Genomic DNA, 12890 nt, shown 5'->3' with positions numbered 1-12890 from the left:
CACTGCCTATTCGATAGCGCTAGTCGTGGTAGACACAATTGCTTCGCAGCGACTCAAACAGGTAGCCATGGCCCGGATTAAACTCTCTGCTGAAGATCGCGAGCGGCTGGTGGAGCGATACCGCCAGCCAGGAGTGACCGTTGCTCACTTGGCAGAAGAATTTAGCGTCAGTAACAGTACTGTCTCTCGCATCCTGAAAGAAGCGATTCCTCAAGACGAATATAGCGAGTTGGTCAAACAAAAACGGAGTGGGCGACCGACTAAAAGCTCCTCTTCAGTCCAGCCGTCGCTGCTCGACAGCGCCCCTGCAGGAGCGTCTACTGCCGAACAGTTGTCTGTCGAGCCCCGGTCGGATAGTGACGAGGCCGAACCTGAAGCGTCTGAGGCGATCGATCGGACTCTTTCCGATAGCGATGATGAAGCTGTAGATGATGAAGCTGTAGATGATGATGATGACTTGGAAGCCGAGTTATTTGGCGATGACGATGGCGATGAAGATGACGAGTTTGATGATGATGACGAGTTTGATGATGATGACTTAGACGATGATGATTTAGATGATGACGATGATGGCGATGACGAGTTTGATGATGACTTAGACGATGATGATTTAGATGATGGCGATGACTTAGATGGTGATGACAGCGACAGTGAGGACGATCCTCAGGTCAGGCGAAATCGTCCGATCTTGAAACGTCGCTGGAGCAACGAACAGCCCGCTCAAGTGGAAGTGGTAGGTCCCCCTCCTTCCTGGCATGCTTCAGTTGCGGCTAATCCTGACTTTGCGCCTCCAGCCGACCGAGAGGAAATTGACATTCTGGGGTTAGCAGACCTCGCCCCCCCTCAAGAATGCTATGCCGTGGTCGATCGCTTCCACGAACTCACCACCTGCCCCCTGCAAGAGTTTAGTCATTTGGGCCAAGTCCCCGCCGAGCTGAGCGAAGCCAAAACGCTTCCCATTTTTGAAAGTCACCGGATTGCGCGGCGATTCTCCGATCGCTTTCGCCATAGAGGCCGCCAAAAATATCGCGTCATTGCCTTCCCGGGCTATTTTCTAGACGTGACGCGGGATAACTTACAGTCCAAAGGCATTACCCATCTGTTGTTAGACGGCCAAGTGTACGCCCTCTAGCCTTCCATCTCCACTGAAGATTGCCCTCAGCCCACAGAGCCCCCCAAAACACCCCTCTCCATAACTTCATGAAGCTGCTAATTAGCAATGATGACGGCATTTACTCACTGGGAGTGGTGTATCTGGCGAATACCCTCGCCCTTGCCGGACATTCTGTCACAGTGGTTTGTCCCGATCGCGAGCGCTCGGCCACCGGCCACGCCCTCACTCTGCATAAGCCCCTGCGGGTGGAGCGGGTTGTGGCTCCTTACGACAGCGAGATCGCCGCTTGGGCCTGCTCCGGCACCCCCTCCGATTGCATCAAATTAGGGCTAGACGAGTTGCTGGACGAAGGCCCCGATTGGGTCATTTCGGGGATCAATCGAGGGGGCAATCTGGGTTCGGACGTGCTCTATTCCGGCACGGTGTCAGCCGCGATGGAGGGCCTGATGGCAGGGGTCAACAGCATGGCGGTCAGCTTGAATAGCTCGAGTGCCACTGACTTCGAGCCGGCGGCCAGCTTTGTCCGCGATTGGCTAGATAAGCCTCAATCCTCTGGCATCGGGCCTCCCATCCTCCTCAACGTCAACGTTCCAGCCCTACCTGCGACTGATATTTGCGGCGTTGTCTTGGCCCCGCTAGGCATGCGCCACTATTCCGAGACGTTCGAACAGCGGGTTGACCCCCGTGGCAAAATCTACTACTGGATTGCCGGAGAAGCCCTCGACACCCAAGCTGCCTCCGACACAGATATTGTTGCCATTCAAGACAACTACATTACCGTTACCCCCCTGCATTTCAACCTGACAGCCTATGGCCAGTTCGATGCCGTGCAGCAATGGGGTCTTCCCCTTTACAGTTCGGGATCTACCGACAGCAAATGATTCCATAGATTACAATCGCGATCGCAGGTTCCTCTGACAAGAGCAGGGGAATCGCCACTGACAAACCTTCACGAGATGCCTGAACCGATGCAATGGGCTAACGCACTTTCAACGCAACCCTCTCTAGAAGCGGCCCTGACAGAGGTGGTAGAAACCGCTCTGTCACAGCTCGGGCCAGTCGAGGAGAGCGCAGCAGTCGACTTGGCTCTCATCTTTGTATCTGCTGCATTTGCCAGCGAATATCCACGCATTGTCCCTCTGCTGCAGACACTGTTGCCCGCCCGCGTATTGGTGGGTTGTTCTGGCGGCGGCATTGTGGGTGGAGGAGCAGAAATTGAGGATATGCCTGCAGTCTCGCTCTCGCTAGCAATGTTGCCGAACGTGGAGATATTTCCTTTCCATTTGGAGGCAGACGATCTGCCCGATCTGGATGCACCGCCCCATCAATGGGAGCAGACATTGGGGGTAAGCCAGCGATCGCAACCCCAGTTTGTGGTGTTGGCGGATGGATTCTCCTCCAAAATTTCAGAACTATTACAGGGACTGGACTTTGCCTTTCCCAGTTCCACTAAAGTGGGCGGTCTGGCCAGCGGCGGTCGGCGACCGGAAGGCAATGCCCTATTCCTGAATGACAAGCTGTATCGCACTGGAACAGTGGGGGTCGCACTGTCGGGCAATATTGCCGTGGATGCGGTGGTGGCCCAGGGCTGTCGGCCGATTGGCGAGGCCATGACCATTTCTCAGGCGGAGCGCAATGTGGTGTTGGGCTTAAACGAACAGCAGCCCCTCAAAGCTCTGCAGGAGATGGTGAAACAGTTAAGTGACGAAGATCGCGATCTGGTTCGCAATTCCCTCTTTGCCGGCATGGTGATGGATGAGTTTAAGGAACATCCCGAGCCCGGTGACTTTCTCATTCGCAATATTATCGGTATCGATCCTCGCACGGGGGCGATCGCGGTGGGCGATCGGTTGCGTTCGGGACAGCGCCTCCAGTTTCACTTGCGCGACGCCCGCACCTCCGATGAAGATTTGCGCTACGTGCTGCGCCGTTACTGTCAAGAGCGCAATCGCCAGGAGCGCGCTGCCACACCCGATGGGGCGTTGATGTTTTCCTGTTTGGGGCGAGGGGAGTATCTCTATGGCAAGTCCAACCACGACACGCAGGTGTTCGAAAATGCGTTAGGGGAGGTGTCAATGGGGGGCTTTTTCTGTAATGGCGAAATTGGGCCCGTGCGAGGCACTACATTTTTGCACGGCTATACATCTGTGTTTGCCCTGTTCCATCCCCGCGATGAAATCGGCATCGACTGAGGTCGAGAGCAAACCGATCGATCGCATATCCGCATCGATCGCTTGAAGATACAAATCCCCCCCACTAACCTGCGGTCGAGTGGGGGGGGATGAAGATGATTTATTGAACGACGATCTTGCCAACCATACCGGCACCGCGGTGGGGAACGCAGTAGTAGCCGTATTCACCAGCGGGAACGTCGTCAAACGTCTCGACAAATTCTTGACCGGGAGCCGATGCCAGTTGCTTGTGGGAGTGCTTCTGAACGGCTTCAGGAGCCTTGGAATCAAACACGACATTATGGGGAAATGCCTTGTTGTTAACCCACTTCACCGTATCGCCTTGCTTGATGGTCAAGCTGCTGGGGTCGAAAACCAACATGCCGTTATCGGCACCCATTTTGACAGTGTAGGTTTCAGCAGATGCGGGCTGAGCAGACATCCAGAAGGCGGCGGCAACCAGCGCAAACGCTGCTGCCAATGTGCCTAAACGGCGAATTGCAGAAAAAACGGAGTTCATATTAATTTCTCGCAAACAAAAGAACGTAAGGTCGACTCTGTGGGTTGCCAACCAGCCCCACGAGAGTCCGTACGACTGTCTGTGGAACGATGGCGGAGACTATGAAGGCCAAAGGGCGATCGGGCTAAGGCACAAAAGTCTAAAATTCATTCTACGACAGCTTGTCAATGCTGCTCTACAAATTCCTCAAGGCAGTTGTGCGGCGCGGGGCAACTGCTGCCCGTCGGAGCGGCCAGATGGGAACCTACGATTGGCTCTCTAGCGCCGCAGTCAGAATTTGGTAGGCCAATTTGGCGGCAGCAAAAGCACCAATACGATCGGCAGCACGATCGCCAGTCACCGCTAATTCGGTAATATCCGCCCCCACAATGTGTCGCTGCTGGCCCACAGCACGAATCAACTCCACCCCATCCCACCAAGACAGTCCCCCCGGTTCGGGAGTACCCGTGGAGGGAATGACGGACGGATCGAATCCATCCACATCGACGGTGAGATAGACCTGTGGCCCCAAGCTGTCTAACAAGGGAATGGGCAGCAACACCGCTGGCGCGCTGTCTGGCGAGCCAGACTCCAACCCCAAAAAGTTTGGATAAACCTGCTCTGCAAAAGGGCGATCGTCAGCCGCTGCAATCGACATCTAGGCCTTACCTCAAGCGATCGTCGAGTCAGTTTTACGATGTTTGCCCTGCAAAATCGAAGTCATACTTCAGGCTGCAGTAGGTCAGGCAAAATAATTGAAATTGGTGTCGAGCGATCGCTGACCGCCAGCTCTGTGAGTTATCACTGAAGTGGCGTCCGTAAAGGTTATAGCTGATGTCCCCTACCGATTCAACGGGACAACCCGAACCCATCGAGCAACAACAGCCTCCACAGTCAGGCAAGCGAATCCGCCGCATTGCTGTAGGTGTGGTGCTTGGGGTGGGGGTCGTCGTGGGCGGATTGAGCGTTGGGATGCGTCCGTATGTCAACCGCACCCTCCTCCCCCAAATCGAAGACAGCCTGGAACGCACCCTCGATCGCCCCTTAGACTTGGGGCAGGTGCAAGTCTTGCTGCCTTGGCAAGCCACAGTGGGGACCACTGAAATTGAAGATCTGGGGACGATCGAGAGCATCGATATTCGATTCAATCTCCTCAGCGCTCTCTTATCTCGCCAACTCAAGGTTGGGGTGCAGCTCAACCGAGCGGAGATCGTGCTGGCCGAATCGGCTGAACGGGGCTGGAATGTCGTTCAGTTCAACCTCGATGACACCGGCGGCGGGTTGCCCCTGACCGAGCTCGATGTCAGCCTGCGCAATAGCAGCATCTCCCTCGTACCGCTGGAAGGGGACCCCCTGCAAATCGCCAACATTCGCGGTCGCAGCTCGATTGTGCTGGACGATCCCGCCGGTCCAAATCTCGACTTCAACCTCAGATCCCAACTCGAATCTGCTCCCATTCAGCTCAGAGGCACCGCCCGCTTGGATGCTGCCCCCAGAGTCGATGTCGCGCTGCAGGGGCAGGAGCTACCGATCGCGATCGTCGATCGCATCGCGCCGACCTTGCCGCTGCAGCCCCAAGCGGGCCAATTGGCTGTAGATCTACAGCTTTTGTGGCAAGCAGAGCAGACTCCAGAAGTGACAGGGCAGATCGAGCTTCAGGACGGAACGGTTTATTTACCTCAACTCGATCGCACCGTAGCGGACTTAAATGGGCAGTTCGAGTTAGCCCGTCAAACCGTTTCGTTGGTGGACGTGAGCGGTCAGATTGGCGGGGTACCGTTTTCGACCGAAGGAACCCTCGATTGGGCGGATGTGCTGGATTGGGAAGGATTGCAGTTGCCCTTCTCCGGTCCTACTGGAGAGGAGACGCCGCCGCAAAATCCGTCTGTCTCCCACTGGGATGGAAATTTGGGTAATGGCGATCGTATCCTTCTCGCAAGCGGGTTCTCCTACCCAACCCCGATCGCCCAAGCAGGAGACGGAGCTACCCCTGCGGCTCCCCAGCTCGATCTCGCAGTCACCATTCCCAGCACCGACATTTCGGAACTCTTCAATCTGGTTGATTTTGTCCCCCCCGTGCCAATGTCGGGGGCAATTGCCAGCACCTTTACAGTCGGCGGCTCGCTGACTCGGCCAGAAATTCAAGGCACTTTTGAATCTGCCGAGGCGATCGAGATCGACCGCATTCAAATCCCCCAACTGACGGGTCAGTTCGCCCTCGCCGATCGCATTCTCAGCCTCGCCGACATCAACGCCAACCTGCAAGCTGGAGAGATTGACGCCGGACAACTGACGGGGAACGGCACGGTGCAGTTGGGCAGCCCTCTCCAGTCCAATTTGCAGGTGTTGGGCAGCCGGGTCAATTTGGATGCAATCGTCGCTCGGTATGACGGTGTGTCCATTCCCTTCCCCCTCGGCATCAACGACATCAATGCAACCATCGCCTCGGTCGGCACAAACCTCTCCGCCACCGCCTCCTGGCAAGGGGGAATTACCGGGAACGGGCAGATGCAGTTAACCGATGGCACTTTTTCAATTCCCCAATCGCAGTTCGCACTCGGGACGGGTACCGTCGCTCTCTCCCTGACTTCCCCTGCTCCTAGAGGCGCTGCGACACGTTCCTTCCAGGCCCGCCTGCGGCCAAATAGGGTTCCCCTCAATCAGTTTGTGGCGGGTCAGCGGGGATTCGTCAGTGGAGATATTCAGCTCGCCGGTAACACCGCCGATCTCAGCTTGGCCGGTCTGCGGGGGAGCGGCCCCATCACACTGACTCAATTGGCCGGTTTACCCGGTGCGATCTCTGCCCATTTGGTTTGGGACGGCGCGGGGATTACAGTTTCCAACGGAGATGCACTGGGGTTGGTTGCCATTAGCGGTCGCATTCCCGTCAACCCGTACACCCTGGCCATTGGCTCTGTCAATCTCACCATCTCCACCACCGATCTCTCGCTAGAACAACTCCCCCAGCGATTGCCCGACTTGCTGCCCGAAATCCTACCCAAATTTCCCTTCAGGGGCAGGCTCAATCTCAAGGGGGAACTCACCGGCACCCCCGATGCCCTGCAACTGTCCGCTCAAACTAGCCTGCTCGATCTAGTTGCTGCCGGACTGGAATTTTCACCACTGCAGGGCACTGTGACCTGGCAATCCGCGCGAGGCGCCAGTCTCGATTTGACGGGCAGCAGCGCCTCCCCCGATCTCCCGCCCGATCGCATTGCTCTGCAACTGGGTCCAGATTTCATTCCCCAATCGTTCCAACTGCGCCAAGGGATTACTGAGGCGATCGGCGATCGCCAGGGAAACCAGTTTCAGGTGCAACTGACACAATTGCCGCTGGCTCTGTTGACGGTGCTAGCCCCGGGTTATTTTGGCGGCAGCCTCGACAGCAACTTTACGATCGACTGGGAGGCCCGCGCGGTTGCCGGTCATTTTTCGGCCGATCGCCCTCACTGGTCTGGCCTGCGGGCCAGTCGCTTGCAGGGAGACTTTGCCTGGGACAACAATCGCTTAGCCCTCGCAAACGGAGAATTTTCTCTGGACAACAGCCTCTATTCAATCAATGGGGCGATCGTCTTGCCCAGCAACACCGGCACGATTGTGCGCCGCGGTCAGAGGGTGCGCAGTCAGCCCGTGCCCGCTGAAATTGACCTCAATCTGTCGACTCAAACTGGTTCGCTAGAGGATTTGCTGACTGCTCTAGACTGGCAGGAATGGTCTGATGTCGCCCAAAGCTTTCAAATTCCAGAGTTGGGAACGGCAGACGATTTATTTGTCAACCCCATTAGCGTTTTGCAGCGATCGCTGTACGAGCGCATTTCCATCTATGCCGATCGGGTGATTCAATGGCAGGCTTATTTAGCTGCCCAAACCGACCCGCGCCTGCCCGACCTGTCCGAGCTCGGCGGTCAGTTTCAAGGGGAACTGAGGGCAGTCGGTTTAGTGACGAACCCCGTCGTTCAATTCGATATTCGCGGTCAGAACTGGTCTCTGGAGGAATTCCAGCTAGAGGAAGTGGTTGCTCGCGGTCGGTTTTGGGAGCAACAGCTCGATGTGGTCGCGCTGGAAGGGCGAACGGGCGATCGCTCGGGCCGCCTACAGGGGACATTTGGCAGCGATCGCATCTCGGGTTCGTTAACGGTGGAGCGCGCCCCCATCGAACTCCTGCAGCGCTTTTTGCCTCAAGTCCCTCCGTTTAGCGGAGATTTAGGGATGACTGCCCAGTTGGAGGGCAATTTGCAAGCGCCCGCTGCGAGCGGTCAGTTGCAACTGGAACGAGCTCAGTTCAACCAGCAACCTCTATACAGCGCCAGCGGGACATTTGACTATCGCACCGGTCAATTGTCTCTGGATAGCAATCTCATTTTGGACCTGCAGACTATTGACCATCCGATTGCACTGCAGGGCACGATTCCCTTCCCCATTCCATTACTGGATGTGGAGCCTCCCAGCAACGACATTGTCCTGTCGATTTCTACTAGTGACGGCGGCTTGCAAGTGACCAACCTGTTTTTCAGCCAACTGCAGGTGCAAGACGTACGGGGTCAGTTGAGTGCCGAGCTGCGCGGCAGCCTCCGCAATCCCACTTTGCAGGGCAGTTTGAGCGTAGAAAATGCCACGGCGGAGGTGGGCTTTTTACCTGCCCCCTTAAAGCAGGTGCAAGCACAAGTGTCCTTCGACTCCGATACCATTCACGTTCGATCCTTCAGCAGCTCGTTTAGCGGCGATGATATTACGGCTGAGGGATACATTCCCATTGTCGATCCCAGTCGTCTGATGTCGGAGGAGTCTCCCCTGGCGGTCGATATTGAGGGCCTTTCCATCGATTGGCCCAACCTGTATGCAGGTAATGTCAACGGCCATTTAGAGATCGCCAATAGTGTGCTGGCTCCCAGAATTAGCGGAAATTTGGTCCTGACCAACGGCGTCGTAGACCTATCCTCTCGACAAACTACAACTTCAGTCACAGCAGAAATTGTCGGTCCGCGCTGGCAACAGGAGTTCCGCTTCGATCCCCAATTTGACGGCCTTACCATCGCCCTGGCTGAAGAGGTAGATGTGGACCAGAATCCTCTGTTTCGATTTTCGGCAGAAGGAGAGATGACCTTCTACGGACCCGTTGAGTCTCTGCAAGCAGATGGCACCATTTTTCTGACGCGGGGGGTGGTGACCATCGGTCCTGCACTATTGCGATTAGATCGCAGTTGGCCCAATACCGCCATCTTTCAGCGCGATCGCGGTCTCGACCCCAACTTGAACGTGCGTCTTGTTGCGCGGGCAACGGAGGTGGGTCGCGGCTTAACTGAGGCTGCTGGCGCGAGAGATTTTCTCTTCACCGACGAATTGTCGGGGACTTCCGGTCGCGATGGCCAACAGGGGGCAGACCAATTGCAAACCATTGAAGTGCGGGCGACAGTGCAGGGACCCGCCAGCGACCTCGCAGCCAGTGGCCTAGAGGCCAGAATTGTGGAGTTGAGTAGCATCCCTCCCCGCTCGGAAGGGGAAATTGTGACGCTGTTGGGGGCAGGTGCAGTAGAAGGATTGCTGGGCAATGTTTTGGAATCTACTCTGTCTCGCGTGTTGTTCGGCGGACAGAACCGCTTGGGGGATGCGCTGGGTTTGGATGAAATCAATATCGGTACGTTTGTAGGCACCGAAAACAACACGAGCTTGGGTGTGGAGGCCAGTAAAGATCTCGGCGGCAATGTCTCGATTACGGGGGAGGCCAGCCTCACCGACAACACGGAAAATCCGAGGTTGGGAGCCCGCTATCGTCTCAGCGATCGACTGATTATTCGGGGCAGAAGTGACTTTAATGAAGACACTCGCGGCTCGTTAGAACTGGAAACCCGTTTCTAGAATTGACCGCCGTTCGTGCCGTTCGGATGCAAGGATTTTCCTTCTCAGCATTGCCAGAAAAGCCGAAATTGCGACTCCCGCTTTCCTCCCATTCAGTATCTAAGGTGAGTGTATTGCAGCGCTAGAGCTGCAGGCCGACGGAGACATTTAACCGTCCCCGAGGCCCTATCGTTGTTATTCAATTCACTACCCATGCTGAAACCCCTATTCATTGGTGGCACTACTTTGGTCTTAGTCGCGATCGGCATCACCCACCTACACGCAGAAGAGAATTCCCTGCAAGATCCGACAGCGGGCGAGGCCCAGCCTGCATTAGATAGCAGCGCTGCCCCCGATGGCGTACTGTCTGACCCCGCTGTCGATCCAACAGCGCAGTCTCCTAGCTCCGAGCTGGAAGAGACCGATGTGGCTGACGTAGAACTCGGCGATGCCGAAGAGACGGAAGATGTCGAGGTGAGTGCAGCCGATCTCTCGGATGAAGAACTGCAGCAAATTGCTATTGCCATGAGGGATCTCGAGGCGATCGCCGCCGAGATTAGCGCCCAAATTAGCGCGGCGATCGCCAGTTCTGGCCTGAGCAAAGAGCGCTATGTCGAGATCGCCCAGGCCGTGCGATCGCCGGAGTTGCAAGCGGATGCAGGAATTTCGCCGGCAGAGCGAGAGCAGTTCGAGCAGGTGGATACCGAGGTAGAAACCCTAGAACTCGAAGCTCAGCAGCAGCAAGAGCAAGTTATTGTCGAGGCAGGCTACGAGCCCAATCAGTTCAGCCAGTTGATCGCACAAATTCGCCAAGATCCCGAGCTCTCAGAAAAGCTACAGCAAATCCAGTAAATCTAAGACATCAAAAAAAGAATCAGGCAGATTTTAAAAAATCTGCCTGAGAGATGTCTTAAGGATATATCAACACCTAAGTTTATTATATCAATTTCTGCAAATATGTTTGTTTTTCAGGATACCAAAAACTAAAAAATAGACTCTTAAAAGACAGATTTTAGCAAGATAACACTTCTATTTTGCCATTCGATTGAATGACTCTGTTCTAAAACTCGTAGCTCTCGCGTCACAGCTTCGCGAGATGCGCCGATCGCCTCTGCAAGATCCTGGTGGGTTAGGGGAACATCAATTCTGATGCCGCTTTCAAGCGGGGTCCCAAAGCGATGGGAAAGCCAAGAGAATAATTTGACGATCTTTGCACTGAGATGTCGCTCTCGAGCAATGCCCAGCAAGGTTTCTGTCTGTTCGATATAGCCTTTGAGAAGAGCATTCATGTTGAGAGACTGAATCGATATAGGCTTTGCCTCTAATTTAGATAGGCACTCTAGCTGACAAGCATGAGCCTGAGAGACAAAGGTTCCGATCGACTCTCTCGGTCCCCAAATCCCCAGCACTTTGATAGTTTCGCGATCGCTTGAAGCAATCGCTCGCACGTATCCAGATTCAATTTCCCATGCGAGTCGGCGATCGCAAGGAAGGAGATCTCGCTTCCCAAAGGTCAATCTTTTTGCGACCCATCGCTCTCCAGTCACCCGTGCCTCAACCATGCTTTCCGTTTGTCTCAGTGACTCAGCAGTTACTTTAGATTTTTCAAAACACAGTAACGATTGAACCAAGTTAAATAACCTTCTTCTTGGAGTTTGCCTAAGACTCTCGTAACCGTCACTCGGGTTGTGTTAATCGATTCGCCAATCTCTTGGTGAGTCAACCGGATTCCCGTCGATAGTCCGGGCTCTACTGAATGTCCAAATCGATCGGATAGCCATTTTAGAAACAGTAGCAATCGATTTTTAACCAGACTCTCATATTGAATATTGAGTAATGCCTCTGTCTGTTCGAGATAAGCAATCAACCACTGACCTGCAAAGATACTGTCATCTCGGATCGAGGTCGCCTTAACGGTTGAAAGGGGCTCCATCTGATGGGGGTAATTACGATTTAGGGAAATACCGACAATGTCTCCCGGTCCCCATATTCCCAAGGTATGAATTTCTCCTGCTTCAGTTAGGGTGATTGTTCGCAAATATCCATCATTAATTTGCCAGAGCATATTCTCCCTTTGGGGTATCAGTTGTTGCCTTTGAAAGATGCGTTGCTCTTGTCTGGCGAGGGGTAACTGATGACGATGCCTGGATCTTTTTGGCTGAATTTCGGTAGCAAACACAGGCGAACTCCTTCTTCAGGTTGAACTAGCCTTCAAGTTGAACTAGTCTTTAGGTTGAACTAGATTGCTGAGAACTTTCTACAAAACTCGATCGCATAGAGAGCCATACGTTGTAGTCTCGACCCCCAGTTCCACCTCTGTCCAAAAGCGCAACAGTTGGTCCCGCAGTAACTCGGGATAGAAGCGGTGGAAAAAATACCGTCCGCCCGGGCATTCCCACAGGCGATCGCCCGGTTTAAACCAACTCTCCCACCTCCGTATCGAGTCGGGGGTCACAACTGTGTCATCTTGACTGCCAGCCACGAATAAAGGCATGTTGCACCCTCCTTCTTCCACTGCGGCCACCTTCCACATCGAGTGCGGCGAAGGGGAGTAATCGAGGTCGTCCTGCAAAATGGTTTCCAACATGCGGCAGGCGTTTCCCTGCTGGCGGCCAAACAGCTCCCGCACCATTTGGCCCAACACGAACCTTCGGCTACAGGGCAATACATTCAGACGAGTGTAATAGTGAGCTTGCCAGTCGAGGGCGGGTTGAACGCCAACTGACAAAAGAGTCAGAGACTTAACGTATTGAGGATGTCGCCGCGCATAGAGCAGCCCGATAAGACCTGCTGTGCTGTGGCCGATCGCGTGAACGGGGCCGGGCAATGTTTGCAAATACTGATGCAGGGCATCGACAGCAGCTTCTAGCGAGTTGGGCTCGTCTTGTCCCTGAGCATATTCCCAACAGGCGATCGCGTGTCGGGATTCATCTAAACAGCGAAGCAGTGGATAGCTGAGCGCTATAAATCTCGGGCTGACGTTAAGCCACAAGACATCTGGAGGATAGGGGATGGATGATTCGCAAACGGGCACAACTGGTTTCCTCTATTGGGGTTGGCAGCCCACTGCTAGCTGCGCATCGCTTTAAGCTGATTGACCAGCAGCGGGCAAAACGATCTACAGACCGAAGGCAGGTTTGAGTTGAGCGACCCAAGCTTTAATGCGTCCGTCAGTTTTATCGGACTCGTTGTCTTCATCTAGGGCAGAGCTGTTCGCCAACAACGCCCATCAACTTGTTCTAGACAATCGGGACGAGCCAGTCACGAGCCG

10 protein-coding genes are annotated in these 12890 nt (G+C 54.7%); 5 read left to right on the top strand and 5 right to left on the bottom strand.

The window, feature by feature from the left end; genetic code table 11:
• The first annotated feature begins 25 nt into the window (after nt 1-25).
• The 3 genes from SYN7336_RS27815 (at nt 26) to SYN7336_RS08150 (ending at nt 3306) form a co-directional block, all read left to right on the top strand.
• Nucleotides 26-1132 (top strand): DDE transposase family protein, encoded by a 1107-nt coding sequence (locus SYN7336_RS27815; protein WP_017325441.1) that lies wholly within the window; start codon nt 26-28, stop codon nt 1130-1132.
• A gap of 68 nt (nt 1133-1200) precedes the next feature.
• The gene (gene surE / locus SYN7336_RS08155) at nt 1201-1995 is read left to right on the top strand and encodes a 5'/3'-nucleotidase SurE (RefSeq protein ID WP_017325440.1); all 795 of its coding nucleotides are present in this window, start codon (nt 1201-1203) and stop codon (nt 1993-1995) included.
• An 87-nt stretch (nt 1996-2082) separates the two neighbouring features.
• A complete protein-coding gene (locus tag SYN7336_RS08150) occupies nt 2083-3306 on the top strand; it encodes an FIST N-terminal domain-containing protein (protein ID WP_026100819.1) in 1224 nt (407 codons plus the stop codon).
• A 100-nt stretch (nt 3307-3406) separates the two neighbouring features.
• Here SYN7336_RS08150 and petE read toward each other — a convergent pair whose 3' ends face one another.
• Complete coding sequence (petE, locus tag SYN7336_RS08145) at nt 3407-3805, bottom strand: plastocyanin (RefSeq protein ID WP_017325438.1); 399 nt, start codon at nt 3803-3805, stop codon at nt 3407-3409.
• A gap of 244 nt (nt 3806-4049) precedes the next feature.
• Nucleotides 4050-4442, bottom strand: coding sequence for an arginase family protein (locus tag SYN7336_RS08140; protein ID WP_017325437.1), 393 nt, complete (start codon nt 4440-4442; stop codon nt 4050-4052).
• A gap of 176 nt (nt 4443-4618) precedes the next feature.
• Between SYN7336_RS08140 and SYN7336_RS08135 the strand changes: the two genes are divergently transcribed.
• Both SYN7336_RS08135 and SYN7336_RS08130 read left to right on the top strand, forming a co-directional pair.
• Entirely contained in the window at nt 4619-9640 is a 5022-nt protein-coding gene (locus SYN7336_RS08135; protein ID WP_017325436.1) for a translocation/assembly module TamB domain-containing protein, read from the top strand.
• Between the two features lie 192 nt (nt 9641-9832).
• On the top strand, nt 9833-10471 hold the full coding sequence (locus SYN7336_RS08130; protein WP_017325435.1) for a DUF4168 domain-containing protein: 639 nt from the start codon (nt 9833-9835) through the stop codon (nt 10469-10471).
• 146 nt (nt 10472-10617) lie between these two features.
• On the opposite strand, the gene SYN7336_RS32205 is transcribed toward SYN7336_RS08130, so the two are convergent.
• The 3 genes from SYN7336_RS32205 to SYN7336_RS08115 all read right to left on the bottom strand — a co-directional run bounded on the left by SYN7336_RS32205 (nt 10618) and on the right by SYN7336_RS08115 (nt 12653).
• On the bottom strand, nt 10618-11181 hold the full coding sequence (locus SYN7336_RS32205; protein WP_083885670.1) for a Crp/Fnr family transcriptional regulator: 564 nt from the start codon (nt 11179-11181) through the stop codon (nt 10618-10620).
• Between the two features lie 29 nt (nt 11182-11210).
• Complete coding sequence (locus tag SYN7336_RS25005) at nt 11211-11798, bottom strand: Crp/Fnr family transcriptional regulator (RefSeq protein WP_083885669.1); 588 nt, start codon at nt 11796-11798, stop codon at nt 11211-11213.
• Nucleotides 11799-11876: 78 nt separating this feature from the next.
• Nucleotides 11877-12653, bottom strand: a complete 777-nt coding sequence (locus SYN7336_RS08115; RefSeq protein WP_017325432.1) for an alpha/beta fold hydrolase — start codon at nt 12651-12653, stop codon at nt 11877-11879.
• Nucleotides 12654-12890: the final 237 nt, after the last annotated feature.

This window comes from Synechococcus sp. PCC 7336 (assembly GCF_000332275.1).
Classification (GTDB): Bacteria; Cyanobacteriota; Cyanobacteriia; order Thermostichales; family PCC-7336; genus PCC-7336.
The sequence above is the reverse complement of the archived record's forward strand: the minus strand, read 5'-3'. Positions and strand labels throughout refer to the sequence as shown.

What these genes read in the sequence shown, in the direction of transcription:
- SYN7336_RS08135 (WP_017325436.1), top strand. Translation starts at nt 4,619, where the DNA reads ATGTCCCCTACCGATTCAACGGGACAACCCGAACCCATCGAGCAACAA.
- SYN7336_RS08150 (WP_026100819.1), top strand. Translation starts at nt 2,083, where the DNA reads ATGCAATGGGCTAACGCACTTTCAACGCAACCCTCTCTAGAAGCGGCC.
- SYN7336_RS32205 (WP_083885670.1), bottom strand. Translation starts at nt 11,181, where the DNA reads ATGGTTGAGGCACGGGTGACTGGAGAGCGATGGGTCGCAAAAAGATTG.
- SYN7336_RS08140 (WP_017325437.1), bottom strand. Translation starts at nt 4,442, where the DNA reads ATGTCGATTGCAGCGGCTGACGATCGCCCTTTTGCAGAGCAGGTTTAT.
- surE (WP_017325440.1), top strand. Translation starts at nt 1,201, where the DNA reads ATGAAGCTGCTAATTAGCAATGATGACGGCATTTACTCACTGGGAGTG.
- petE (WP_017325438.1), bottom strand. Translation starts at nt 3,805, where the DNA reads ATGAACTCCGTTTTTTCTGCAATTCGCCGTTTAGGCACATTGGCAGCA.
- SYN7336_RS08130 (WP_017325435.1), top strand. Translation starts at nt 9,833, where the DNA reads ATGCTGAAACCCCTATTCATTGGTGGCACTACTTTGGTCTTAGTCGCG.